This is a genomic window from Novosphingobium aquimarinum, assembly GCF_009746585.1.
In the GTDB taxonomy this organism is placed as follows: domain Bacteria; phylum Pseudomonadota; class Alphaproteobacteria; order Sphingomonadales; family Sphingomonadaceae; genus Novosphingobium; species Novosphingobium aquimarinum.
The window spans coordinates 1-24,740 of record NZ_WRPO01000007.1 but is presented as its reverse complement, the minus strand read 5'-3'; the positions used below and the strand labels follow the sequence as shown (position 1 = coordinate 24,740).

Genomic DNA, 24,740 nt, shown 5'->3' with positions numbered 1-24,740 from the left:
GGGCCTTACTGTGGGCGAATTGACATACGAAGCCGGCTATAGCGACGGCGATATCGATACCAACCTGACGCAAAACCGCGATCTTTCGAGCATCGTGGATGAGCGTTATTCGCGCCGACAGACCCTGTTCGGTGGCGTCGCCGCCAGCGCGATGGCGTTCTTCGGCACGTCGCTGCTCGCCGCCTGCGGCGACGACAACGATGCCCCGGTGGTCTCCGCCGGCGAGGCCGCCGCGACCACTTCGGGCAAAGTTGTCACGCTTACGGGTACCGCGACCGACGACGATGAGATCGTCACGTCGGGATGGAAGCAGACCGGCGGCCCCGATGTCGAACTGAGCGGGACCAACGGCAATGCCGTGACCTTCATCGCGCCCAGCGTGACGGCGGCGACCGACCTCACGTTCGAGTTCTCCGCCACCGATTCGGATAGCGAAACCACCTCGGCGACCACCAAGGTCACGGTTTCGCCTGCCGCGCTCGGCTTTACGGCCGTCGCCAAGAACATGGCCGACGTGGTGACCGTGCCCGCCGGCTATAGCGTGGCGATCGGCACGCGCCTGGGCGATCCGATCGCGGCCGGCGTCCCGGCCTATGCCAACGACGGCACCGACACCAACTTCGCCCAGCGGATCGGCGATCACGGCGATGCGCTGCATTACTTCGGCCTCAACGCCAGCGCCGCGCGCGACGACACGAGCTCGAACCGCGGGCTGCTGGTGCAAAACCACGAAAACCTCAACGTCCAGTATCTGCACCCCAACGGCCCCTCCCCCGTGCCGCGCCCGGTCAGCGAAGCGATCAAGGAAATCGAGGCGCACGGTGTCAGCGTCACCGAATATGCGGACGCGGGCGATCGCAATTGGAGCTACAAGCAGGACAGCGCCTTCAATCGCCGCATCACGCCCAATACCCCGGTCGCCTTCAAGGGCCCCGTCGCCGGCTCCGATTTCCTCAAGACGGTCGCCGCGCCGCAAGGCAACACCGGCACCGGCACGATCAACAACTGCGCCAACGGCGTGACCGGCTGGGCCACGCTGCTCACTTGCGAAGAGAACTGGGCCGGCTATTTCCGGCGCGACAACTCGGGCGACGGCACCGACAATGCCAACCGCACCGAACGCGAGCTGACGGCGCTGCGTCGCTACGGCGTCAACAGCGGCTCGGGCAACTACGCCTGGTCAAGCGCGGGTAACGATCCGATCTTCCGCCGTTGGGACGCGCGCGCGGTCGGCACGTCGGCCCTCCAGGATTACCGCAACGAGCCCAACAAGTTCGGCTGGGTGCTGGAGATCGATCCTTATGATCCGGGCTCGACTCCGCGCAAGCGCACCGCGCTTGGTCGTTTCGGCCACGAAGGTGCCTGGGTCGGCCGCTTGATCGAGGGCCAGAAGGTCGTGGTCTACATGGGCGACGATTCGCGCCGCGAATACCTCTACAAGTACGTCTCTAACGCTTCGTGGAGCGCGGCCGACGCGCAGTCGGCCGACCGGCTGGCGATGGGCGACAAGTATCTCGACAACGGCACGCTCTATGTCGCGCGGTTCGATGCGAACGGCACCGGCCGCTGGCTGCCGCTGGTCTTCGGACAAGTGCCGAACCGTCCGGCCGTAGGCGACGCTCCCGAATACCAGTTTGCCAGCCAGGCGGACATTCTCGTCAACACGCGCCTTGCCGCAGATGCCATGGGAGCGACCCCCATGGACCGGCCCGAATGGACCGCGGTCAATCCGGCCAATGGCGAAGTCTATCTCACGCTCACCAACAACAACGCCTCCAACCGTCCGCTGGGCGGGACCGATGCGGCCAACCCGCGCCACTACGGCGATCCCAAGATCAACGGGGGCTCGACCAGCTTCGGCAACCCCAACGGCCACATCATCCGTCTGCGCGAGAATGGCGACAGCAACGCCGCGACCGCCTTCGCCTGGGACATCTACCTGTTCGGGGCCGATTCCGCCGATGCCGATCCGGCCAACGTCAACCTCTCGGGTCTCGATGCCAGCAACGACTTCTCGAGCCCGGACGGCCTGTGGTTCTCGCGCAAGTCCAACGCCGCGGGCGCGGCTTCGCCGCTGCTGTGGATCCAGACCGACGACGGCGCCTTCACCGACCGGACGCACAACCAGATGCTCGCGGCCATGCCGGGCCAAGTCGGCGACGGCGGCGCGAAGACGATCACCAACAAAAATGCCGATGGTGCGACGGCGCAGCAGGCCACGATCGTCGGGACTGCGGCCACGGGCACCAATCTGCGGCGGTTCCTGACCGGTCCGAGCGAGTGCGAAATCACCGGCGTGGATACGACGCCCGATGGCCGCACGCTGTTCGTCGGCATTCAGCACCCCGGTGAGGACGGCGAAGCGAATGCGCCGTCCAGCCACTGGCCGCAGAGCCAGAGCGGCACCAACTCGGGCCGCCCGCGCTCGGCGGTGGCGATCATCACCAAGGACGATGGCGGGGTTATCGGCCTCTGATCGATCGCAGCGTCTGATAAAAAGGGCCGGGCTCGCTTACGCGATCCCGGCCTTTTTTGCCTGTCTGCGTCAGCCCTTGAAGCCGGGCGCTCTATAAATTTCCTGGCCGCGGCGGAAGACGACGAGCTTCTTCAAGGTCACCGGGTGGAAGAAGGCCTCGATCGCCTGGCCCTGCTCGGTCCGCGCATAGACTTCGTAGCAATCGCCCTCGACCTGCGTCTTGAGCAGTTCCCAGCCTTCGAGCCAGGCTTGCTTCTTCAGCGCCTTGACCGGCTTCCAGCTTTCCTTGGGACCCGCGCCGCAAACGACATCGCCATCGGCGTAAGCGGGGGCCGAGAACGCGGCACAGGAACCGATCGCGGCCAGAACCATGGCGGACTTACGGAAACGAAACATGGGAAACTCCTTTGAAGCGCGACGAACGAGACAGACGCAGGCACCAGACCGCAAGTAGCGGCCCCACCTGAACTAGCACTGGCAGCCAGGACCATTCGAGCAGCAGCCAGTGGACGAGGCCCAATGCGAAAGCGCCATACGCGGACCGCTGCAGCGTCTTCCAGCGAGCACCTAACACACGCATAGCCCTATCGAAGCTGATCGCCGCCGGGATCGCGAGAAGCAGCAGCGCGAGCCAGCCGGTCCAGATCGCGGTGAGCGACAGCTCGTCAATGATCGCGGCCAGAAACCGCATGTCGGCGCAATAGATCGCGAGATGGAGCAGCCCATAGCAGAACGCCGCTACCCCGATGTTGCGGCGCAACGCGATCCAGGCGCGCAATACGGGCCCGGGGTTCAACACTATCGCGAGCGGCCCGGGCAGCAGGGCAAGGATCAGCAGCCGGACGGACCACTCCCCCGACGGCGCGAGCAAATCCATGAGCAGGGCATCGTCGAACCAGAACTGCCGGGCGATATCGAGCGCGGGCAAGGCCAGAGCAAGCCAGACCAGCGGCTTGAGCGAGATCGGGCCCGCCCGGCTCGTCATACCTGCGCCCAGCGTCTGAGCAGGTTGTGATAGACGTGGATCAGCCGATCGACATCGGCATCGTCCTTGGCACGTCCGGCCGTGAGCGACTGGATCGACTGGTCGAGATCGAACAGCAGACTGCGCGCCGTGGTATCGGCGACTGCACTCTGGATCCAGGTAATCGCGCAAATGCGTTCGCCCCGCGTCACCGGCGCGACCTGGTGCAGGCTCGAAGAGGGGTAAAGTACCATACTTCCCGCCGCGAGCTTGACCTGCTGAGCACCGAACTGTTCCTCGACCACCAGTTCGCCGCCCTCGTATTCGTCCGGCTCCGACAGAAAGAGGGTGGCCGAAAGGTCGCTACGGATGGTGAGGCCGGCTTCCGGCAGGCGCATCAGCGCCGCGTCGCTGTGGGTGCCGTAGTGGCCGCCGTCGCGGTAGCAGTTGAACACCGGCGGCCAGATCTTCTCCGCAAGCGATGCCGAGACGAACAAGGGATGACGCCCGAGCTTGCCGAGGATCCGGTTGCCAAAGTCCTTCGCCACCGGATTGTCCCGGCCGAGCTGCAGGTTCTGCTTCACCGCGATCGAGCGCGTCCCCGCTGACGCTGCGCCATCTGCCCAGCCATCCGGAGCGAGGCTTTGGCGAAATTGCGCGACCTCGCCCTTGGTCAGCAGATTGTCGATCACGATCATCATGATGTCATTCACCCGAAGTGCGGCACGGAGGCTCTCCGTGCCGCACATTTCTGATCAGAACCGAAGGTTCAAGGTTCCCACGATCTGCCGCGCGTCGCCCAGATACAGGAACGAGCCGCTGCGGTAACCCGCCAGATAGTAGGTCTCATTGGTGATGTTGTTCACGTTGAGCCGGAAATCGATGTTCCGATTGAACCGGTATTCGGCGAAGATGTCCCCGACCGTGTAGGCGGGCACCGGCTGGCTATAGTAGTAGCTGCCGTCATCGCGGGTGTTGAAGCCCGGCGCGGTATCGGGCTGTCCGCCGTAGCGCTTGCTCTTGTGCTTGACCGCGAAGCCGAGCGCGAACTGTTCCGTCGCCTGAAGGCGGGTCTGGAACTGCGCCTGGAAGTCGGCGAAGTTCGAAAGCGTCTTGCCGACGTTTTCGGGGTTCGAGGCAGACTTGAGGATCTCGGCATCCATGACCGTAATCCCGCCGAACACCGACCACTGTTGCGTGATATTGCCGGCAAGGCCCAGCTCGAAGCCCCGCACGCGGTTCTTGCCGGAATTGCCGGTACCGCTCGGATCGTAGCCGCTGCCCACCGATTCCAGCACGTCGTCCTTGGTGATCTGGAAGACTGCCGCGGTCAGCAGGAACTTCTCGTCGAACAGGTTGAGCTTGGTGCCCAGCTCGAGATTGACCGACCGTTCCGGCTTGCCGCCGCCGATCTGTTCATCGATCACGAGGCAGCCGCCATAGCCGGAATTGGTGCCGACATCGGATTCGCCGCAATTCACGTCCGCCGAAGTAGCAGCCGAGGCGTAGACCATCGCGCCTTCGGCGAATTCGTACGTCACGCCCAGGTGGCCGTTCCAGAATTCGTCGGAATAGTCGTAGTTCCTGATCGAGAGATCACCTCCCTGCAGGCCCAGATCAAAGCTGAAATGATCGAACCGGACGCCGCCGAACACGGTCAAGGCTTCGGTCAGGTCGAAGGTGTCCATGACGTAGGCCGAGATGGTTTCCATGTGCCATTTCTGGTCGAACCGGCCACGCGTGATTTCACGGCCGAACAAGGTACGCAGCCCGCCAACCACCTCGCCATCGGGAGTGATCGCGCAATAGCCGGCGGAAGTGCCGCGCCGACCGGGCACAATGCAATTCGTCGCGCCGGTATTGTCGATATCGTAGACGCCATTGCGGACCTTGTGGTCGGTGTACTCCACGCCGACGATCAGGTCGTTGCGGCCACCTCCGGTCTCGCTTTCAATATGCAGGTTCGCCTGGTTCGCGAAATAATCCACGTCCTGCCAGCCCTGATGCGTCGAGAGGGAGATCGTCTCGTACGCCCCATTGGGGTCACTCTCGTCGGTCGTCGTCCCCCGCGCACCGGTGACGACGTATCCGTTGTCCGACATGCCGTAACGAATGCGATTGCTCAGCCGGATGTTGTCCGAAAGCTGCCAGTTGAGACGTCCGGTGAAGACGTCGACGTCGGACTTCTGGAAATCCTGCTTCTGCGCGTAGACCGGCGTGCGGACCGGGCGGCGATCACCGGTGCCGGCATCGCCGCTGAGGTAATCGCCCAGATCGGCGTTATCCTCGGCGCGCAGGCCGTAATAGTCCACCGTCAGGTCGATCGCGTCGGTGGGGGTATAAGTGGCAGACACGGCCAGCCCCTTGCGATCACGATCCGCGGGGCCGCGATCCGGGATCTTGGTGTAGCCGTAGAGCACGTTGGCCCGCACGGCGAGCTGATCGCTCACCACGAAATTGGCATCCAGAGTCGCGCGCACGAACCGGTCTTCGCCCAGGCCGATGCTGGCCTTGGTGAAATCGTAGTCGGTCGTCGCCTGCTTGGTGATGAGGTTGACTGCACCGCCCGCAGTGCCGCGCCCGGCGAAGGTGGAGTTCGGCCCCTTGGAAATCTCGATCTGATCGACCGCGAAGCTTTCGCGCGTGGTCATGCCGGGATCTCGCAGACCATCGACGAACACGTCGCTGCGCGCTTCCTGGCCGCGAATGATGTAGCGATCACCGAAGGCATTGCCGTTCTCACCGGTGCCCACCGTGATGCCCGGCTGCGCATCGAGGATGCGTGCAAGATCATAGTACCCGGAATCGTCGATCTGCGATTCCGTCAGGACCGTGATGACTTGCGGCAATTCGGCGATCGGCCGGGTCAGACGCATGTCGCCCGAAGTCCGCGCCTTGTAAGGAGCCCCCGGCTCGGCGTTCGGATTGACGTCGGCGGCGCGGTCTTCGATCCGCAGCGTATCGAGCTCGATCTCTCCCGAGTCCTGCGCGACCGCCGGCATGGCGATCGTCGATGCGACGATGCCGGCGGCCATGGCCACGCCACCCCGGCGCAGGCTCAATGGGCGCAGTTCCCCCCTGGTATTCGACATTTCTGTTCCTTTTCAGCTGGTTTTAAGCGAGTAATCGATCGGCAATGACAGCGTGACGCTGTCGCGCTTCATCGACGACGGAAACTTTGGCAGCGGCGAAACCCGCTGCAGCAAGTCCATGGTTGCGGCATCGAGCAGCTCGTGGCCACTGCTGCGCTTGACCGAAATTCCGGAAACCGTGCCGTCCCGCGCGACCGTGAAGCGAATGGTCACGACGCCCTGCTGCCGGGCCTTCTTGGCCTCGGTCGGATAGCGCTTCTTGCGATTGAGATGCGCGCTGACGAGCGCGAAGTAATCGGCCTCCTGCGCCTTGGCCTTGGGATCGTTCCCCGCGGTCTGGCTCGTGCCCGTGCCAGCTCCCGCCGGCGCAACCGCGATCGGAGTGGGGGCCGGGTTCGTCGCGACAACCGGCGCGGCGCGCGGCGCGCGGGCCGGAAGCGGCGGCGGCGGTGGTGGGAGCGCGACCGCGTCTCTGGGCAGCGGCGCTCGCACGTCAGGCACGTCGAGGCGTGGCGTAACGACTTGGGGCAGCGGCGTTTCGGGCTGCGGTTGCGTGGCTTGCTGCTGCACCGAAGGGGCCGCCGCTGCCTCTGGCGGCAGTTCGAGAAGGACCACGGGTTCGGGCACCGGTGGCTCGGGTGCCCTTCCGAAGGGCATGAGAAACGCGACTGCTGCAAGATGCGCGACACCAGCCGTTCCCAGCGCCAGCAGCCAACGCCGCCGCTCGGCCTGATCGTGGGGATGAGCCGCGTTCATCACCGGTTGCCGCCCTCGGCACCGACCAGTGCGACGTGAAGATAGCCTGCCGAACGCAGCCCGTTCATGGCGTCCATGAGGTCTTCGTAAGCGACCGTGCGATCGGCGCTCAGGTACACGCGCTGCTCACGATCCCCGCCGGTCGCGGCTTCCACGGCCGGCCCGATGCCGGATCGAGCCACCGGATCCTCGTTCACCAGCAAACCGCCATCGGCCTTGACCGTCAGGAACACCGGCTGTTCCGGCTTCGTCGACGGCGCCGCGTTCGAGACGGGCAGATCGACCTTGGTATCGACCGTCGCCAGGGGCGCGGCGACCATGAAGATGATCAGCAGCACCAGCATGACATCGATGAACGGCGTGACGTTGATGTCGTGATTGACCGGCAGTTCGGCGTCGTCGCCGGACGTGAAATGGAATGCCATGGCCCCGCTCCTCGCTCCGGCTCAGTCGTTCAGCTGGCGCTGCGACGGCTTCGCCATGCCGCGCGAAAGATCGCGTGAGACGAGGTTGATGATCGCCGCCGAACAGTCCGAGACCAGCGCGCGGTAGGCTGCGACCTGGCGCGAGAAATGATTGTAGATGACCACGGCGGGGATCGCGGCGACGAGGCCGATCGCGGTGGCGAGAAGCGCTTCGGCAATGCCGGGCGCCACGACCGCGAGGTTGGTCGTCTGCTTCTCGGCAATACCGATGAAGCTGTTCATGATGCCCCAGACGGTACCGAACAGGCCGACGAAGGGAGCCGTGGCCCCGATCGTCGCCAGCACGTTCACGCCTTTGGTCATGGCGCGGGCGGAATCGGCTTCGAGCCGCGAGAACTGGGTGGCGACGCGCTCCTTGACCCCATCCGCATCGTGCAGCGCATCACTGGACAAGCGCAGCTCGGACACGGCGGCGTTGAGGAACGGGCTCTTCAGTTCGGTCTGCGCCTGGGCGGCTTCGAGCGTCCGAGCCGCGCGCAGCTGCTCGCGCATGTCGCGTTGCTGCGCCACGGCGCGGCGCAGTTCGAGCGTTTTGGCGATGAAGATCGTCCAGGTCGCGATCGAGGCGATCGCCAGCCCGATGATCACGAGCTTCACAATCCAGTCGGCTTGCAGAAACATTCCTGGCACGGAAAGCTGCGTGGGAAGGCCGGTGGGCATGGCTGTGGCGGGCAAAGGCGAGGCAGCGACAGCGAGGCCTGCCGCCATAAATGCCATAACGGTACCGCGCTTCTTACTCATCTTGCCAACCCCTTATCGCGAATAGCTCGCATTAGCAGGGAGAGCGGATAGCACCGATAATCCTAATTGCAAATGATTCGCATAACAAATTGCAACAATTTGGGCTGCTCAGATCGAGTGCCGTAGAACTGAACAGGCGCCTCGATGCCCTGTGGGGGCGCATCCACACGAATTTCATCGCATCTCTATTGATATGTTATATCATGCTCGATAAGCGAGCCGGGCCTCAATGGAGAAACCCGTGTTCCGACTCAAATACCTCATTCTCGCCGGCACTGTCCTGGCCACTCCCGCAATGGCGCAGGACGCTTCGAGCCAGCACGATCACGACACCTCCGCCGTCCATGGCGAAACTTCGCGCGACATCGTCGTCACGGCAGACTTCGTCGACCGTATCGATGTCATCGGCGGGGTATCCGTCGTCTCCGGCGATGATCTGGTGAGAGAGGTTCGCGGCCAGATCGGCGACGCGCTGACGTCCCAGCCGGGCGTTTCCGCGACCTCCTTCTCCCCCGGCGCCTCGCGACCGGTGCTGCGCGGCTTTCAGGGCGAACGCATCCGCGTGTTGACCGACGGGCTCGGCTCGCTCGATGTGTCCAACACCTCCACCGACCACGGCGTCACGATCGATCCGCTGACGGCGGAACGCATCGAGATCCTGCGCGGCCCCGCCGTCCTGCTGTTCGGCAGCCAGGCGATCGGCGGCGCCGTCAACGTGATCGACCGAAGGATCCCTCGCGAGGTCCCCGAGAACGGCTTTCACCTCGATGCCCTGGGCGGTTTCGGCTCGGCGGCAGACGACGTCAGCGCCGGAGCTTCGGCCGACGTCGCGCTGGCGTCCAACATCGTCGCGCATGTCGACGGTAGCTATCGCCATTCGAATGACTTGAAGGTCGGCGGTTTCGTGCTGTCGCCCGAACTGCGCGCCGAGCAACTCGCGATCGCTGCGGAAGAAGAGGAAGAAGGCCACCTCGACGAGGCCGCCGATGCGCGCAATCTGGCGGGTCTGAAGGGACGCATCCCCAATACCGGAGTGGAGACTTACACACTCGGTGGGGGCGTCGCGCTGATCAACGATGGCGGTAGTCTCGGCGTTTCGGTTGGCTATTACAACAGCGACTATGGCGTGCCGGCTCGCCCGGGTGCGGATCATGCGCACGGTGAGGACGAAGAGGGCCAAGACGACGGCATGGAGGAAGGCGAAGGCCCGGTCACCATCGGCATGAAGCAATGGCGCGCGGACATCCGCGGTCAGATCAATGTCGATGGGCCCTGGCTCGAGGCGGTGCGCATGCGGGCGGGCTATGCCGATTACAAGCACACCGAGTTCGAAGGGGACGAGGTCGGCACCGTGTTCCTGTCCGATGCGCTGGAAGGACGTCTGGAGCTGGTCCAGGCCAATCGCGACGGCTGGCGCGGCGTCACTGGCGTGCAAGCCTTCGTGCGGGATTTCGAAGCCATTGGCGCCGAAGCCTTCGTGCCGCCCAACCAGACCTCGCAAATCGGCGTTTTCACACTCCAGGAGTTCAAGTTCGGGCCAGTGGGGCTCGAAGTGGCCGGCCGCTACGAACATACCAACGTGAGTTCGAATGCGGTCAAGTTGGCGCTCGGCGAGGATGCGCCGGTCGTAGCCGTAGACCGCTCTTTCGATGCTTTCTCCGGGGCGATCGGCTTGTCCTACGATGTCGCGCCCGACGTGCAGATCGGCGTGACGGGCTCGCGCGCCACGCGTGCCCCATCCGCGGAAGAACTCTTCCCCAACGGACCGCATATCGCGACGCAGGCCTTCGAATTGGGCAATCCGGAATTCAATCTGGAGAAGAGCTGGGGCGCGGAAACGTATGTGCGCGGTCGGTCCGGCCCGGTTCGCTTCAGTCTCAGCGCTTACGCGCAGTGGTTCAAGGATTACATCTACGAAGTCGCGACCGGCGAGGAGGAGGATGGCCTGCCTGTCTATCAATTCCAGCAAGCCAAGGCCCGCTACTATGGCCTTGAAGGCGAACTCGAGGCGAAGCTGGTTGAAAGCGAGGCCTTCAATCTGACTGGCAATCTCGTTGCCGATTACGTCAATGCCAAGATCCTCGATGGCGGCGGAGACGTTCCGCGCATCCCGCCGCTGCGCGTCAAAGGCTCTCTGGCAGCCGACCAGGGGCCATTCGGCGGACGAGTCGAAGTCGAGCACGTGTTCGAACAGAACGACGTCGCGGCCTTCGAAACCCCGACGGACAGCTTCACGCTGGTGAACGCCGCCGTCCAGTGGCACCCGTTCGGCGAACGCGATGAAACGGTACTGATCCTGTCGGCCAACAACATCTTCGATGTCGACGCCCGCCGTCATGCCAGCTTCACCAAGGACTTCGTTCCGCTTGCCGGCCGCGACTTTCGTGTCAGCGCACGCTTGAGCTTCTAGGGACACGTTGCCGGGAGGTCGCGACCCGCCTCCCGGCCCGTTCGTCAAACCCCCGGCGCAAGCTTCTTAAGGGGTGCCCTCTGCGGACGTCAGAGCATCCCCCACCCCTGAAGCTCGCCGCCGATGATACCTGAAGCAAGGATCTGCGTGTCGGCGAGGATCCAGGCCGTGTGCAGGCCATTGGCATCCTTGAAGATCAGATCGTCGCGGCCGTCCTGATTGATGTCCTGGATACCGGCCAATTCGAGGGAAACGCCGGGATTGCCGATGGCGCCGGCTTCGACACCGGCATCGGTCATGTCCCAGCGGACGAAATCGCCCGTGGCATCGCTGCGGAAGAGAATGTCCTCGGCGCCGTCGCCGTCGAAGTCACCCATCCCCGCAAAGCTCAGGCCCGGCGCCTGACCGATCGAGCCCGCGTCCCTGATCGTCGTGCCGGAAGCTAGCCCGGCTGCGAACTCCCCGGTGGCCTGATCACGGAACAACATGTCGGCCTTGCCGTCGCCGTCGAGATCGCCCGCCGCGACGAACGCGAAGCCCGGTGCTTTGCCCAGATCTCCCCCACCGACGATCTCGTCATCCGCCAGATTCCACACGAAGTATCGTCCGTCGGAGTGCTGAAACAAGATGTCGTCGCGCCCATCGCCGTTGAAGTCGTCCAAAGCGCGGAAAGACCAATCCGGCCCCGGATTGCCGATCTCGCCGCCGGCTTCGAGCAACTGCTTTGCATCGCTCTGCCATACCGCGAGGCGACCGTCCTGGCCCTGAAACAGCACGCTGGTCGTCCCCAGCCCGGTCGTATCGCCGTTGGCGAGCGCGGTCCAGAAGGGGCCGGGACTACCCAGGGTGCCGCCGGCCACGATAGTCGTGCCCGAGACCAGCCAGGTCGCGACCGTCCCGTCGGTCGCGACGAACACCAGCGGCGCGAATCCGGGATGCGAAGGGCTGAAAGCCAGATCGACGCCCGGTCCCGGATTGCCGATGGTGCCGCCGCCGACCAGCCTGGTTCCGTCAAGCTGCCACAGCGCCAGCGTGCCTTCCGCGTCCCGGAACAGGATGTCGTCCCGACCGTCGCCGTCGTAATCGCCGGTCCCCGCGATCACCCATTTGCCCGGATCGGCGACGATGCCGCCGCCGGTGATGACGGTCCCGTCGATTTGCCAAGTGCCGACGTTACCGTCGATGTTGCGGAACAGGATATCGTCCTTCCCGTCGCCATCGAAGTCGCCAGTGCCGGCAAAGAACCAGCTGGCGCCCGGATCGCCGATCGCACCGCCGCCCGCGATACCGGCGCCGTCCATGCGCCAGGCGGCATAAGACCCGTCCGCACCGCGAAAGAGCATGTCGTCGCGCCCATCGCCATCGAAGTCGGCGAGTGCGACGAAAGCAAAGCCCGGGCCGGGATTGCCGATATCTCCGCTCGCCTTGATCGTGGTGCCGTCGATCAGCCATGCCGCATAGGCGCCATCCACGCCATTGCGAAAGACGATGTCGGCTCTGCCGTCGCGATCGAGATCCCCCGCCCCGACCGGAACGTTGCCGGGACCTGGATTGCCAATCGCCCCGAATGCGGTACCGATAAGGCCGGCTTTATCGCGAAGCAGCGGTTCGATCTTGCCGTCTCCGCGAAAATTGCCCTTCGCAACGAGAAACTCCGTCGGGTCGGTCGTAATCGCGCCGCTGCCCGTGATCGTAGTGCCGGTAGTCAACCAATACGAAAGCTCGCCCGACGCCGAGCGGAGGACGATGTCCGACGTGCCGTTGCCGTCGATATCCGAGACGACGGCCCGCTGCGGCGCTTCGCTGCCTCCTTCGCGAATGAGAATGCCCGGCTCTTCTTCCGCCAGGTCGAAAGCGCCGTTGGTGAAGGTCAGCGTGGCATCGGCGATCCCGTCGCCGTCGCCATCGCTCATCAGCAAGGTTCGTCCGGCCTGCTTTTCATAGCGCACTTCGCCGGCTACGCCGCTGAAGCGATCGGTTCCGATGAATGCTGCCGGCAGATTTCCGTAGTGGGTATAGCTGAGGTCGATTGCGTCCGACGTGCTGAAGTCGGTGATCACGTCCCCATCGAACAGCGCGCCCTGCAGATTGATGTCGTCCCAAAGCGTATAGGCGCGGTACGTATTGTATCCGCCCGACCCCGTAAAAGTGTCTCGCTCCGATCCGAACTGAAAGGTATCGTCGAAGGCGGTGCCGATGACTTCGATTTCGCCCGTTTGAGACGGGGCATCGCTGGAAAACCAGTCAATCCGCGTTCCGAGCCCGCTCAAGTCAGCCGAAAGAAAGCTGCCGGGAAGCGCCTCGCCTTGGAAAGCGAGAACTTCGAAGTTCGTCAGCAGCGCACCGCCGTCACCCCCGGTGCTGACGAGGTGTCGGCCCGTGGCGTCGGTATAGGGCGCGGAAGACGCGCTGGCATTTGTCAGCGGGCATGCGACGAATCTCGCCGTGATCGATACGGTGATGGGGCAGAGAGACCTCGTTCTCTACGACGAGCTCGCGCACAACAGCATCTTCGTAGGCGCGCAAATGTCGGGTGCGCAGCGCATGGCTTTTGCGCACAACGATCCGGATTCGCTCGAGCGCCTGCTCGTCCAGCATCGCGCGCGGTACCGGCATTGCCTGATCGTGAGCGAAGGCCTGTTCTCGATGGACGGCGACGGCCCCGACCTAGCCCGGTTGGTCGAGATCAAGGCCCGCCACCGCGCCTGGCTGATGATCGACGAAGCGCATTCGCTGGGCGTTCTCGGCCGAACGGGGCGCGGCATCTTCGAAGAACAAGGCGTCGATCCGCAGGAAGTCGACATCTGGATGGGGACGCTTTCCAAGACGCTGGTGAGCTGCGGCGGCTACGTCGCGGGTCCGGCGGCGCTGATCGAATTTCTCAAGTTCCAGGCCCCCGGCATGGTCTATTCGGTGGGACTGCCCCCTACGGCTGCGGTCGCCGCGACCGAGGCGCTCGACCTGATGCTGGCGGAGCCCGAGCGGGTCGCGCGACTGCGCGCCAATGGCCAGCGGTTCATCGGCGCGGTGCGGGCGGCCGGCTTCGATCCGGGCTCGTCCTGGGGGCTTGCCGTGGCGCCGGTCTTCATCGGGGACAGCTTGCAGACGGTGCTGCTTTCGGAACGGATGATGGAACGCGGCTTCGCGACCGTTCCGGTATTCGCGCCGGGCGTGCCCGAAGGCCAGGCGCGCATACGCTTCTTCCTTTCGGCCAGCCATTGCGACGCGCACATCGACGCCGTGGTCGCGACCATGGCCGAAGAGCAACGCGCGGTCGCCCAATCCGGCCTTTCGGTCTCTCGTGTCGCGACCGATGCTATCCGGGCCCGCTCGCAGGATAGCGATGGCTAAGCCACCTCGCACCGCGCTGGTCACGGGCGCATCGAGCGGGATCGGCGCGGCAATCGCCCGCCGTCTGGCAGCGCAGAACTGGAGCCTGGCCCTGACCGGGCGGAACCGCGACCGGCTCGAAGCCGTCGCCAGGCAGTGCGACGCGCTGGGAGCGCACCGCACTGCCCTGCGCTGCTTCGACATGCGCGAGCCCGCGCCGCTGACGGCGCTCATGGACGAAATCGGCGTACCCGATCTGTACGTTTCGAACCATGGCGTGCTCGATGGCCGCCGCGCGGAAGCCCCGGTCGATAGCGGGGCCGCGGATCGCCGCGTGATCGAAATCAATCTCGTGTCCAGTGTCGAGGCACTGCAACTGGTGCTGCCGCGGATGCAGCAGCGTGGCAGCGGGCAAGTGGTACTGGTTTCCTCGCTCGCCGGGCTTTCCCCGCTGCCTGATGCCGCGGCGTACTCGGCCAGCAAGGCGGGTCTGATCGCTTACGGCTTGTCGCTTCGCGAAGCGTTGCGGTCGAGCGGAGTCGGGATCTCGGTGGTATGCCCGGGCTACGTCGAAAGCCCGATGGCGGACGAGCACTTGGGCGAGCGGCCTTATCAAGTCGATGCCGATACCGCGGCGCGCAAGATCCTCGCCAGCGCCGCCAACAACCGCCGGCTGACGGGCTTTCCGGCTCCGCTCTGGCCTGCCGCCCTGTTCTCGATCCTGTCGCCGGAACGCTTGAACCGTTTCTTTACCAAGGGCCTGCGCTTCACTGTCGCAAAGCGCGACGAGGCCGATTAGCGCGCGAGGCCTTGGTAAAGTGCGTCGAGCCGCTCGCGATAGCGTTGCTCAGAAAAGAACGCTGCCTGCGCAAGGCCCCGGCGCGAGATGTCTTCGACGAGGGCATCGTCCGCATCGATCCGCTTGATCGCTGCAGCAATCTCTTCGCTGGCATAAGGATCGACGAGCAGCGCCGCATCGCCCGCGACTTCGGGCAACGAGCTGGTGTTCGCAGTGATGACGGGCGTGCCCATTTGCTGCGCCTCCAGCACCGGAAGCCCGAAGCCTTCATAAAGGGAAGGGAACAGCACCGCGCGGGCCGAACGGATCAGCCGGAACAGCATCGGGCGTGGCAGATACTTCAGCCGGATGATCCGGTCGCGCATCTCCTGACCGTAGATCGTTCCTTTGTCCCCGAACATGCGGGCCTCACTCGCCATCCCCCAATCGCGCGAACTGACGATAACGAGCGGGCGCTGGCTTTGCGAAGCGAGATAGGCTTCGACGATGCGGCCGATGTTCTTCTTGGGATCGAGAGCGCCGAAAAAGAGGTAGAAATCCCGCGCCCGAACCCCGAACACGCTTTCGACGACGGCGGCGTCCTCTTCGAACGAAGTTGTGTGAATCGATTGCGGGACGAGACTCGCCTGATAGGTGTTCACGACGTTCGCCGGATCGGCATCGAGCAACTCGATCGTATCCCGACGGCTCGCTTCGGACACGGTCACGATCCGATCGGCAGTCTCGACGCAGCGCGTGACCAACCTTCGGTAATACACCTTGTCGTCGCGTGTCGTGTGCGGCAGCTTGATCGGTACGAGATCGTGGATCGTGTAGATGTTGCGCGCGCCCCGCATCCGCAGAGGCAGCGGGTAGGTCCAGTGCATGACCTCGGGCGGATCGGGCATCGTTATGGTCAGGAATCGGCCGAGATGACGGAACCGGGCATAAGCGATCTCGAACAGCAGCGGGCTGGTCCAGAAAGCGTCGAACGCCGGAACTCGCGAGGCAAACGCGCGACGTTCGACGTCGCCAATCGCCGCGATTCTGGTCAGCCGCCGGGGAAGGTGATTGAGGGACACCGACAAGGCGACGTCCCGCACGAGCTTCATGCTGCTGAGCTGATGCCCGCGCCCAAGCTGCTCGAAAAACAGCATCTCGCGCATTCTCGGCTTGTTGCCGGCCGCCAGTCCGAACACCCCCTCCACGCCATAGCCCGCGCGTTTCAGCGTGTCGGCCAGCGTCGCGCCATACGTGGCGACACCCGTCCCCTCCGGCATCGCGATGTTGTATCCGTCAATCGCGACGCGCACCCCGCTAGCGAGTCGCGTTGGAAATGGTGGCAGCGGTGATGGCCGGGCTGAGCAATTGGTTGATCATGCTGATCAGCTTCGAGGAGAGATTGGCCGGAGCATTGGCGAACAGCAGCACGTCCTTGTCCTGCATCTCGACCATCTGCGCGAGGAAATAGGATTCGGGACGCATCATGTTGATGCGGTAGGCGACAGGCGTCGCCGGCTCCTCGGGGGATTCGGCCGGTGTCAGGCGAAACAAAAAGACCCCGCGCGGGTTGGCGCGGGCATCGGATGGCCCCGCAGCCCGCGCAATCGCTTCGGCGAGCGTCAGCCGACGTGTTTGGAACGGCACTTGCGAGACTTTCTCGCTCGCCCCGAACACAGTGTAGGTCATCGGCTGATTGAGCAGCTGGATGCGGTCGCCGGGAAGCAGGACCAGGTTGGCAAGACTGTCGAGATCGACATCCGAAAGCCGCGCGGTCTCGATTCGGTCGCCGCGCGAAATCCGCAGGATTACATCGGTGATATCGCTAGTGGCGCCGCCAGCCAGAGCGATCGCGTCCAGCACGCGTTCGCGCGCCTCGCTCAGCGAGTAACGTCCCGGATTCTCCACCGCGCCCGATACATAGACCGCATTCTCGACGCTCTCGCTGATCGTGACGAGGACCTCCGGACTTTGCGAAAACCGCTGGAGTCTGGTGCGAATGGCCGCGGCCAGCTGTTCGGGATATGTGCCCGCAGCTTCGACGGACCCGACATAGGGAATGTCGATCGTGCCGTCTTCGCGCACACGTGAGGTAATGGTCTGTCCGCTGGCTTCCGGAGTGCCGCCCGCGCTGCTGACGGCTTGGGCAACGGGCTCGAACAAGCCAATGCCAACTTCGAAGATCCGGATCTCCAATACGTCGCCCTTGCGGATCGTGTCGACTCTCGGGGGTAGCGGCGATGCGGCGAGATTGCCCATTCGCCCCGCGTCGTCAGTGACTTGCGCCGCGACGGACGGCAACGACTGCGCCGTGATATCGATCACTTGGTAAGTCAGCGTACTTTCGCCGGACTCGCTTCCTTTGAGGACCTGCCCCGTGGTCGGGCCCGAAGTCGGCAGCGAGGCGCATCCGGTGACCAGCGGCAACAGGCAGGCCACGCCTAGGAGGTAGCGCCCGGCCATCAACGGCATCGTACTGCGAGGTGGGGCAAGTGGATTCGACTCTACGAAGGGGACGGAGCGCTTCAAGGCTCGTCGCACTTGCGGCGGGCTCGTTCAGTCTTGCGAAGCATCGATCACGGGCCCCCTGCGCAAACTCGAGCGGCAGATCGGGTCAGAATAGACACGCCCGCTCGCGCCGCAAGCAGGCGAATGCATAAATTCAGGTCCTTTTCGGATCATGTCCCCCTGGTCCAATCAAGCAACGACCAACTTGGCTATTTCGGGTTTCGACGCTTGTGCAACTGCCACACAGACCCGATCTGCGAGTTGACCTGAGTGCCTCTCCCCAAAGCCAGACAGGAAAAAGACTTATGACCACCACTCTCGTGATCCGCAGCGCCGCGACGGGCGCCGCGTCCGCCAGCAACGCCATGATCGACGCCTACCTGGCAGCGCATCCGGACACCGCGGTAGTAGAGCGCGATCTCGATTCTTCGCCTGTTCCGCACATCAACTCCGAGAGCCTGGCCGGAATCGGTCGCGAAGCACCGGAAGGCGACGAATTCGCCGAAACACGGGCGCTGCAGGACAAGCTGATCGGCGAAGTCTTCGATGCCGATGTGATCGTGATCGGGCTGCCGCTCTACAATTTCGGGATGCCTTCGACGCTCAAGGCATGGTTCGATTACATCGCCAGATCGGGGACGACGTTTCAATATACCGAGAGCGGATCCGAGGGTCTCGTCAAAGGCAAGCGCGCTGTCCTCCTTCATGCTCGCGGTGGCAAATACGAGGACGAAGAGGGCTTTCCGTTTGCGATCCCGCACACCAAGGCATTGCTGAATTTCATGGGCATTACCGACATCGAGGTCGTGACCGCGGAAGGTATCGCGTTCGGTCCAGACGTCGCCGAGGCGGCCCTCAACGAAGCCAAAGCGAAGATCGAGGAACTCGGCTGACGCACCAGCGGGCCGGCGGCGCGCAGTGTAACATCGCTGGCGCGATGCCGGCCTGCTGACGACGGTCAAATCGCTAGTACAACTGCGCTCGGAAGCCTGCGCCAGACTCATGACAAGCACGCTTCATGGGAATCGCTGCAAGCTCTCGATACGAAGCCGCAGCAGCCAGCAGCCTCGGGGATTGATTGATCGCTCCCGAACCCCCACCTTTCCTTGACGATAGAAACGCAAGGAAAGTGACATGGCCGGCGGTTGGTCACGCGATGGCGCGGTACAGGATCAGATAGACGATACCGTGAACGACGCCGTGCGTGGGGCTCGCGCCCGGATGCCTGCGGGCGAAGGGCTAGAACATTGCGAAGAGTGCGGAGAAACCATCCCCTTGCGGCGGCGCGAAGCGCTGCCGGGGGTGCGCACATGTGTCACCTGTCAGTCGCAATTGGATAAAACCGTATCGCATTCCCGCATCAATCGGCGTGGCAGCAAGGACAGCCAGCTGCGTTGAAACGCGGTTCAAACGGACTCGCGCCGAAACTGCGGATCGAAGCGCAAGCGCATGGCCAACTTTGACCAAGCCGTTCTCGCAGATCTTCACGCAAGCTGCCAAAGGCGGTCAAACGCAGCCCCAAGACAGTAAGCTGCTTGAATGCAGATATCCCGGCCACGGCTAGGTGACGCATCCGGCAAAGCACGATGACGCGTGATAGCGCACAAAAACGCCACGCCCGATCCTAGCAAAACGGAAATTGCTTGCTGAGCCTGGGCCCCGCTGCGCGAGCGGCCCATGACATGGCGTTCGGAGAACTGAAGGTGGATCGTGGGCTTTGGAGCCGTGGCAAGGTAAAGATGGTTGCGGGGGCTCGCAACCGACGTTGCCTACCTGACCGGAAACCCAGCAAAACCGCTCATTCCTGCGAACCTGTCAGCCAATTTGATCTGCTCTTCAATGCCTATGACCTGAGCAATACCCGCAAAAGCAGGCCACCGCGTCCAAATCCCTAAACGGGATTTGAACTGGCGGCTCGCATGTCGAGCTCAGGTCGATGGCCGGAGAGCTGTCGATGACCAGAACTTATTATATGCGCGAGGGCGACAAGCCTGACCGCGCCCCGCCCTTTTCACTTCGCCTGACGAAGGATGAGCGGCGGAAACTTGAAGAGCGGGCGGGCACCATGCCGCTTGCCTCCTACATCAAATCCCTGATCTTTGCCGAAGACGCGCCGACCTACCGCAAGCGTCGCAAAGGCCCAGTCAAAGATCACCAGAGTCTCGCCGACGTGCTGGCGGCGCTAGGTCGTTCCCATCTCGCGACCAATCTGAGCCAGCTCGCCAAAGCCGCCAACATTGGCGATCTGTATTTCGATGACGAGACCAAGCGGCTGATCGCGCGCGCCTGCGATGACATCAAGGCAATGCGCCAGATGCTCATGACAGCGCTTGGCCTCAAAATCACCGAGCCGCCTGCCAATGAGAGCGTGGCGCAGACCTTCGCGCGGAAAGCCGCACCAGCTCCTGCCGCTGATCCGGCGCCCTCCCCTTCGAAGAGGTATGGGCTATGATCCTCAAAGGCTCGCAGCGCGCAGGCGGTTTGCAACTCGCCGCGCATCTACTCAATGACCGCGACAATGATCATGTCACCGTGCACGAGCTGCGCGGGTTTGTGGCGGGTGATCTGCACGGCGCTTTGCATGAGAGCTATGCGATCAGCCAGGGCACGAAGTGCAAACAGCATCTGTTTTCACTGAGTTTGAACCCGCCCAAGAATGCGGTGCTGGGCGAAGAGGCGTTCGAGTGCGCCGCCAACGCTTGCGAAGAACGCCTCGGCCTCACCGGCCAGCCGCGCGCCATCATCATTCACGAAAAAGAAGGACGGCGTCACGCGCATGTCGTGTGGTCACGGATCGATGGCGAAGAGATGCGTGCGATCAACATTTCGCATTTCAAGAACAAGCTCATGTCGCTGTCCAAGGAACTCTACCTTAAACATGGCTGGGATCTGCCGGACGGCCTCAAGCATATGGGCGGCAAATCCCCGCTCAATTTTACGTTGGCAGAATGGCAGCAGGCCAAACGGGTGGGTCTTGATCCACGCGAGATCAAACAAGCATTCCAGCAAGCCTATCAGCAGGCAGACGGGCTGAAAGCCTTTGCTGCTGCGCTGGAAGAGCGCGGATATTTCATCGCCAAGGGTGACTGGCGCGGACTGGTGGCTCTCGATGTTGACTGCAATGTCTACAGCCTTTCCCGCTACACCGGGATCAAGACCAAAGAGCTGCGCGCCCGGTTTGGGAACGGCGACGGACTTCCTTCCGTCGCCATGGTGACAGCTAACATCAATCAAAAAGCCACCGCCAAGCTCAAATCCTAGATGGCGGAAGAGCGCGCCCGCCAGCAGGACGAATTGCGCCCACTCAAACGCAGAGCCGACCAACTCACTGACGAGCATAAAGCGGATCGCACAAGGCTGAAGACCAAACAGGAAGAGCGGCAACGCGAAGAGATCGCCATTCGCGCCAGAAGGGTTCGCACGGGTCTTGCCGGTTTCTGGGACAGGCTGACGGGTAAGGCGAAAGCCATCTCCCAGCAAAACCAACTCGAAGCCTGGCGCTGCGCCAAACGCGATGCCGCCGAGCGCGATTCCTTGATCCGCACTCAGATGGACGTCCGGCGCAACGTCCAACACCGGATCGAGAAACTGCGAAGGCGGCATATTCAAGAGCGCGCCGATCTGCATGCCGAGATCATGCGGCGCATGACCATCCCCGAACATGACCAGACACCGCTGCGCAAGCCGCGCGGCTTTTCCCTTGATCGCTAACTCGTAGCGGAGACATCACCCATGCATAAGCAAGACTGGAAGCTCCTTCTTCTCGCCCTGAGAATGAAGGCGGAAAAGCTCGTCGAGACCATGACCCGTTGGTCGCCGCGCACATGGTTCTTCGTAATCGCTGCCATCATTTTCTTTCTCAAATCAGCCGAAGGCAGGACAACATCTCGCACGGCGATCATGCAGATTATGATCATCATCGTCTCGACCGGTGCGGGTTATGCCCTTGGCTGGTTTCTGTCGCCGAGCGCCGCCCAGGTTCGCCGGATCATCATGGCTGTGCTGGCGTTGATCGTGATGTATGTCGCTCTTGGAGATACCGGCGCCTTTGGCACGAGCGCGACCTACATCGCCGCCCTTACCGGATTTTGCCTTGCTTTTGGTCTTTGGCTTGGCGGCGCGGCAAAAGCCTTTTTCGAAAAGCCCACCACCTTCGGCTCGGCGGAATGGGCAACGCTTCCTTATCTCGAAGAGAACGGGCTGATCGGCGAGAGTGGTCTTCGGCTTGGCTATTTCCCCGGCGCGGACGCGCCGCAGCCTGTTCACTATACGGGTGATCGTCATTTGCTCACCATCGCCCCCACCCGCGCCGGTAAGGGCACGGCGGCGATTATTCCCAATCTGCTCACCTATGAGGGCAGCGTTTTGGTCATTGATCCCAAGGGCGAAAATGCGATGATCACGGCGGAGCGCCGCCGCGCCATGGGCCATGAAGTGCATATCGTCGATCCGTGGAACATCGCCTCAAACGGCCAGTCTTCCAAGTTTAACCCGCTTGATTGGCTCAACCCTGAAGATCCTGACATCACAGAAAACGCGATGATGCTGGCTGACGCACTCGTCATGCCGAAAAGCGAGAAAGCCGATCCCTTCTGGATCGAAGAAAGCAAAGGCGTTCTGCAAGGCAACATCTTGTACGTCGCCACCGATCCGAATGAAGCAGACCGGCGTCATCTCGGCCGCGTACGCGATCTGCTCCTTATGGATGGGGACGATCTGAAACTGCTCTGGCACCGGATGCTGGATTCGCCGCATCACGTTGTGGCCAGCACGGGCGCGCGTTGTCTTCAGAAAGAAGCGCGGCTCATGTCCAATGTCATTGCCTCCGCACAGGCCGAAACACGCTTTTTGGACTCGGCACGTGTCCGGGAAAACCTGACCAGCTCGGACTTCCGCTTCGAAGATCTGAAGACCAAGCGCATGAGCATCTATCTGGTGCTGCCCGCTGACCGGCTGGAAGCGTTTTCGCGTTGGCTGCGCCTTCTGATCCAACAAGCACTCACTGTGAACGCTCGCAACATCGATCAGCAACCAGACAAGCCGGTACTCTTCCTGCTCGATGAGTTGCCCTCTCTGGGTAAACTCACCATGGTGCGTCAGGCCTTCAGCCTCATGGCCGGGTTTGGCATGCAGCTCTGGGGGATTGCGCAAGATCTCAGCCAGATCCGGGATGTCTACGGCGAAGGCGGCTACGAGACCCTGATCAGCAATTCCGGCGCCATTCAGTACTTCGGCTCGCGCGACAAGCAAACGGCGGAGTATTTTTCCAGCCTGTGCGGCGTCACCACCGTGTGGAATCTCTCCAGCGCGGTGAGCCGGGCTGTTTCCAGCTCAAGCAGCGCCCAAGGCAGCAGCTCAGGAAGTTCAGTAACGAATAGCCAGAACTATGCCCTTGCCCAGCGCCCACTCGCGTTCCCGGACGAACTAATGCGTCTGCCCAGCTACCGGCAACTTGTGTTCATCGATAACCACCATGCGATCGCCGGTATCCGCCAGCCCTGGTTTGAAACCGAAGGCCTGAAATCTCTCGGTCGAAATCTGCGCGCGGGCCAACTCATGCTTCCATTCGAGGAGACAGACCATGCATGACGAGAAAGCCAGGAAGCGCTTCGCGCTTGATGACGCTCAAAACCAGCGAACAAGTTTCACGATGAAAGACCTGCCTGTTCGAGATCAGGATAACGCGAAGCCGGTGCCCAAGCCGCCGTTTCAGATAGACCATCTCCGGCTCGCCCCGCCGGGGATGGCCGGCACAAAGACAAGTAATTATAAGTCGCTTCCAATCAGTGATAAACAAATCAAACCGAAGACGCAGCAGGATCCAGCGGCGCGCACAAGCACGCTTCCTACAGAGGGACGACTTAGACTTGGAAATCAAAATCACATCACAGAAAAGTTCAAGTCATCAGATAGTCACTCGATGGACATTACGCGATAAGATCATGTTGAACAAAAGGCGATAAATGCAATAATTTATGAAACCGAGCACCCATGACCAATAAATTTAACCAATATCAAAGTCACTGTTAATGATACTATCTAACTCTTTTTAGCAATTCCCCCGCACATGATGCTAACTCATCAAATATTTCATCTTCCGGCGTAGTGAAAAGCTCACCATACATCCGTCCAGGGCGCGAAACTCGTTCAGGCAAAAGATCGATGAGTTCTCCTTGCAAAGCGCAGATGGCATTTTGAAATGCAAATCCTCCGCTTGGTCGATCCCTAACCGCCATTCCCAGGATTCCATGTACCGAATTGTGGCTAACCCGCCGAACGCCCTCTTTCAAATCAACGGGTGAAAGTGCAAATTTCAATAGGAATCCAACTTCATTGTCAAAGTATACGGCATCTCGCGTATGCCAGCGGCCATTTTCTATTAAATTACCATCATCAAGTACGTAGTACGCCACAACGTCGTGCAGATGAATGCTTTTACCCCTCGGAAAAGCAAAATTTCCTACGACGCCAACTGGCGATCGCCCCGCCAGATTAACCTCTCGATCAATTCCGTTCATCGTCAATGCATAGACCAGAGTCTTACCACTAAAATAATTTTGATTATTTTCATCAGAGCTGCCGTCTACTCTGGCGATAGGTTTTAGAGAACTAAGACGACTGATAACAACTTCTATATCATCACAATTATCAACATCATCTATCGATACATGCAGTACGGAACCTTTTTCATATAGTTTTGGAAAAACATATTTCATGAAGTATAACGTTGTACGAAGTTTCTTCAAACTAGGAGGCGTCGTCGACGAGTGCTCACCATTGAAAATCTTTTTAATAGTCTGAAAATCAAATATTTCTAGAATATCTCCATTATATTCAGATAACGAGAATTTATTCTTTAATTCCTCGACGCTAGAATTTCTATACATCTTAGTGGCTTCTAAAAAAACCTCCTTAGATCTTCCGACTTCCTCCAAAACATAAATAAACTCATCCCTCACCTGCTCTCCGCGATCCACACTCACCCCCCATAATCACCAATAATCAAAAGATATGTTTTCATATTCGAGATTATCAACGCCCGAATATGTGTCAAGTTGCTTCATTTCTTGATGACTGCTAATATACTGCGAGCAAGGGGGGCTCATGAAAAAAACAGTGATGGTCATCGCAGGTACTAGACCTGAGATAATCAAGCTCGCCCCCATAGTTTATGAGTTGAGAAGGATTCCCACGCTTGAT

22 protein-coding genes are annotated in these 24,740 nt (G+C 61.8%); 11 read left to right on the top strand and 11 right to left on the bottom strand.

Annotation, left to right across the window (positions count from 1 at the left end):
- The first annotated feature begins 10 nt into the window (after positions 1–10).
- A complete protein-coding gene (locus GQO94_RS09550; RefSeq protein WP_232332856.1) occupies positions 11–2,476 on the top strand; it encodes a PhoX family protein in 2,466 nt (821 codons plus the stop codon).
- A 69-nt stretch (positions 2,477–2,545) separates the two neighbouring features.
- On the opposite strand, the gene GQO94_RS09545 is transcribed toward GQO94_RS09550, so the two are convergent.
- From GQO94_RS09545 to exbB, 7 genes are read right to left on the bottom strand one after another with little or no spacing between them, the layout of a single operon-like run.
- Positions 2,546–2,872 (bottom strand): PepSY domain-containing protein, encoded by a 327-nt coding sequence (locus GQO94_RS09545; protein WP_156840930.1) that lies wholly within the window; start codon positions 2,870–2,872, stop codon positions 2,546–2,548.
- Positions 2,856–3,461, bottom strand: a complete 606-nt coding sequence (locus tag GQO94_RS09540) for a ferric reductase-like transmembrane domain-containing protein (RefSeq protein ID WP_156840929.1) — start codon at positions 3,459–3,461, stop codon at positions 2,856–2,858. Before GQO94_RS09540 ends, GQO94_RS09545 begins: the two co-directional genes overlap by 17 nt.
- A complete protein-coding gene (locus GQO94_RS09535; RefSeq protein ID WP_156840928.1) occupies positions 3,458–4,141 on the bottom strand; it encodes a Fe2+-dependent dioxygenase in 684 nt (227 codons plus the stop codon). Before GQO94_RS09535 ends, GQO94_RS09540 begins: the two co-directional genes overlap by 4 nt.
- A gap of 54 nt (positions 4,142–4,195) precedes the next feature.
- Positions 4,196–6,532, bottom strand: a complete 2,337-nt coding sequence (locus tag GQO94_RS09530) for a TonB-dependent receptor (RefSeq protein WP_156840927.1) — start codon at positions 6,530–6,532, stop codon at positions 4,196–4,198.
- A 12-nt stretch (positions 6,533–6,544) separates the two neighbouring features.
- On the bottom strand, positions 6,545–7,288 hold the full coding sequence (locus GQO94_RS09525; protein ID WP_156840926.1) for an energy transducer TonB: 744 nt from the start codon (positions 7,286–7,288) through the stop codon (positions 6,545–6,547).
- The gene (gene exbD, locus GQO94_RS09520) at positions 7,288–7,713 is read right to left on the bottom strand and encodes a TonB system transport protein ExbD (protein ID WP_156840925.1); all 426 of its coding nucleotides are present in this window, start codon (positions 7,711–7,713) and stop codon (positions 7,288–7,290) included. Before exbD ends, GQO94_RS09525 begins: the two co-directional genes overlap by 1 nt.
- Before the next feature lie 21 nt (positions 7,714–7,734).
- On the bottom strand, positions 7,735–8,514 hold the full coding sequence (gene exbB / locus GQO94_RS09515) for a tonB-system energizer ExbB (protein ID WP_156840924.1): 780 nt from the start codon (positions 8,512–8,514) through the stop codon (positions 7,735–7,737).
- A gap of 241 nt (positions 8,515–8,755) precedes the next feature.
- Here exbB and GQO94_RS09510 point away from each other — a divergent pair, with 241 nt between their 5' ends.
- Positions 8,756–10,924, top strand: a complete 2,169-nt coding sequence (locus tag GQO94_RS09510) for a TonB-dependent receptor (protein WP_232332855.1) — start codon at positions 8,756–8,758, stop codon at positions 10,922–10,924.
- A gap of 89 nt (positions 10,925–11,013) precedes the next feature.
- On the opposite strand, the gene GQO94_RS09505 is transcribed toward GQO94_RS09510, so the two are convergent.
- Positions 11,014–13,194, bottom strand: coding sequence for an FG-GAP repeat domain-containing protein (locus GQO94_RS09505; protein WP_156840922.1), 2,181 nt, complete (start codon positions 13,192–13,194; stop codon positions 11,014–11,016).
- Between the two features lie 139 nt (positions 13,195–13,333).
- Here GQO94_RS09505 and GQO94_RS09500 point away from each other — a divergent pair, with 139 nt between their 5' ends.
- Both GQO94_RS09500 and GQO94_RS09495 read left to right on the top strand, forming a co-directional pair.
- Positions 13,334–14,275 carry an aminotransferase class I/II-fold pyridoxal phosphate-dependent enzyme gene (locus GQO94_RS09500; protein WP_156840921.1) on the top strand — a complete coding sequence of 314 codons (942 nt, stop codon included), beginning with the start codon at positions 13,334–13,336 and terminating at the stop codon, positions 14,273–14,275.
- Entirely contained in the window at positions 14,268–15,053 is a 786-nt protein-coding gene (locus GQO94_RS09495; RefSeq protein ID WP_198045910.1) for an SDR family NAD(P)-dependent oxidoreductase, read from the top strand. Before GQO94_RS09500 ends, GQO94_RS09495 begins: the two co-directional genes overlap by 8 nt.
- On the opposite strand, the gene GQO94_RS09490 is transcribed toward GQO94_RS09495, so the two are convergent.
- Together GQO94_RS09490 and GQO94_RS09485 are read right to left on the bottom strand one after the other, a co-directional pair.
- Positions 15,050–16,345 carry a glycosyltransferase family 4 protein gene (locus GQO94_RS09490; RefSeq protein WP_232332853.1) on the bottom strand — a complete coding sequence of 432 codons (1,296 nt, stop codon included), beginning with the start codon at positions 16,343–16,345 and terminating at the stop codon, positions 15,050–15,052. The two genes, GQO94_RS09495 and GQO94_RS09490, sit on opposite strands and share 4 nt — an antisense overlap.
- 4 nt (positions 16,346–16,349) lie before the next feature.
- Positions 16,350–17,495, bottom strand: coding sequence for a polysaccharide biosynthesis/export family protein (locus GQO94_RS09485; protein WP_198045909.1), 1,146 nt, complete (start codon positions 17,493–17,495; stop codon positions 16,350–16,352).
- Positions 17,496–17,845: 350 nt separating this feature from the next.
- Between GQO94_RS09485 and GQO94_RS09480 the strand changes: the two genes are divergently transcribed.
- From GQO94_RS09480 to GQO94_RS09450, 7 genes are all read left to right on the top strand, one after another.
- Positions 17,846–18,433, top strand: a complete 588-nt coding sequence (locus tag GQO94_RS09480; RefSeq protein ID WP_156840918.1) for an FMN-dependent NADH-azoreductase — start codon at positions 17,846–17,848, stop codon at positions 18,431–18,433.
- Positions 18,434–18,674: 241 nt separating this feature from the next.
- The gene (locus tag GQO94_RS09475) at positions 18,675–18,938 is read left to right on the top strand and encodes a DksA/TraR family C4-type zinc finger protein (RefSeq protein ID WP_156840917.1); all 264 of its coding nucleotides are present in this window, start codon (positions 18,675–18,677) and stop codon (positions 18,936–18,938) included.
- Between the two features lie 556 nt (positions 18,939–19,494).
- On the top strand, positions 19,495–19,992 hold the full coding sequence (locus GQO94_RS09470) for a hypothetical protein (RefSeq protein WP_198045908.1): 498 nt from the start codon (positions 19,495–19,497) through the stop codon (positions 19,990–19,992).
- Positions 19,989–20,801, top strand: coding sequence for a relaxase/mobilization nuclease domain-containing protein (locus GQO94_RS09465; protein WP_156840916.1), 813 nt, complete (start codon positions 19,989–19,991; stop codon positions 20,799–20,801). The genes GQO94_RS09470 and GQO94_RS09465 overlap by 4 nt, the downstream gene beginning before the upstream one ends.
- Positions 20,802–21,251, top strand: a complete 450-nt coding sequence (locus tag GQO94_RS09460) for a hypothetical protein (RefSeq protein WP_156840915.1) — start codon at positions 20,802–20,804, stop codon at positions 21,249–21,251.
- Positions 21,252–21,272: 21 nt separating this feature from the next.
- A complete protein-coding gene (locus tag GQO94_RS09455) occupies positions 21,273–23,129 on the top strand; it encodes a type IV secretory system conjugative DNA transfer family protein (protein ID WP_156840914.1) in 1,857 nt (618 codons plus the stop codon).
- The gene (locus GQO94_RS09450; RefSeq protein WP_156840913.1) at positions 23,122–23,478 is read left to right on the top strand and encodes a hypothetical protein; all 357 of its coding nucleotides are present in this window, start codon (positions 23,122–23,124) and stop codon (positions 23,476–23,478) included. Before GQO94_RS09455 ends, GQO94_RS09450 begins: the two co-directional genes overlap by 8 nt.
- 97 nt (positions 23,479–23,575) lie before the next feature.
- On the opposite strand, the gene GQO94_RS09445 is transcribed toward GQO94_RS09450, so the two are convergent.
- Positions 23,576–24,517, bottom strand: coding sequence for a hypothetical protein (locus tag GQO94_RS09445; protein ID WP_156840912.1), 942 nt, complete (start codon positions 24,515–24,517; stop codon positions 23,576–23,578).
- Positions 24,518–24,740: the final 223 nt, after the last annotated feature.

What these genes read in the sequence shown, in the direction of transcription:
- GQO94_RS09545 (WP_156840930.1), bottom strand. Translation starts at nt 2,872, where the DNA reads ATGTTTCGTTTCCGTAAGTCCGCCATGGTTCTGGCCGCGATCGGTTCC.
- GQO94_RS09540 (WP_156840929.1), bottom strand. Translation starts at nt 3,461, where the DNA reads ATGACGAGCCGGGCGGGCCCGATCTCGCTCAAGCCGCTGGTCTGGCTT.
- GQO94_RS09535 (WP_156840928.1), bottom strand. Translation starts at nt 4,141, where the DNA reads ATGATGATCGTGATCGACAATCTGCTGACCAAGGGCGAGGTCGCGCAA.
- GQO94_RS09530 (WP_156840927.1), bottom strand. Translation starts at nt 6,532, where the DNA reads ATGTCGAATACCAGGGGGGAACTGCGCCCATTGAGCCTGCGCCGGGGT.
- GQO94_RS09525 (WP_156840926.1), bottom strand. Translation starts at nt 7,288, where the DNA reads ATGAACGCGGCTCATCCCCACGATCAGGCCGAGCGGCGGCGTTGGCTG.
- exbD (WP_156840925.1), bottom strand. Translation starts at nt 7,713, where the DNA reads ATGGCATTCCATTTCACGTCCGGCGACGACGCCGAACTGCCGGTCAAT.
- exbB (WP_156840924.1), bottom strand. Translation starts at nt 8,514, where the DNA reads ATGAGTAAGAAGCGCGGTACCGTTATGGCATTTATGGCGGCAGGCCTC.
- GQO94_RS09495 (WP_198045910.1), top strand. Translation starts at nt 14,268, where the DNA reads ATGGCTAAGCCACCTCGCACCGCGCTGGTCACGGGCGCATCGAGCGGG.
- GQO94_RS09485 (WP_198045909.1), bottom strand. Translation starts at nt 17,495, where the DNA reads ATGGCCGGGCGCTACCTCCTAGGCGTGGCCTGCCTGTTGCCGCTGGTC.
- GQO94_RS09480 (WP_156840918.1), top strand. Translation starts at nt 17,846, where the DNA reads ATGACCACCACTCTCGTGATCCGCAGCGCCGCGACGGGCGCCGCGTCC.
- GQO94_RS09475 (WP_156840917.1), top strand. Translation starts at nt 18,675, where the DNA reads ATGGCCGGCGGTTGGTCACGCGATGGCGCGGTACAGGATCAGATAGAC.
- GQO94_RS09470 (WP_198045908.1), top strand. Translation starts at nt 19,495, where the DNA reads ATGACCAGAACTTATTATATGCGCGAGGGCGACAAGCCTGACCGCGCC.
- GQO94_RS09465 (WP_156840916.1), top strand. Translation starts at nt 19,989, where the DNA reads ATGATCCTCAAAGGCTCGCAGCGCGCAGGCGGTTTGCAACTCGCCGCG.
- GQO94_RS09460 (WP_156840915.1), top strand. Translation starts at nt 20,802, where the DNA reads ATGGCGGAAGAGCGCGCCCGCCAGCAGGACGAATTGCGCCCACTCAAA.
- GQO94_RS09455 (WP_156840914.1), top strand. Translation starts at nt 21,273, where the DNA reads ATGCATAAGCAAGACTGGAAGCTCCTTCTTCTCGCCCTGAGAATGAAG.
- GQO94_RS09450 (WP_156840913.1), top strand. Translation starts at nt 23,122, where the DNA reads ATGCATGACGAGAAAGCCAGGAAGCGCTTCGCGCTTGATGACGCTCAA.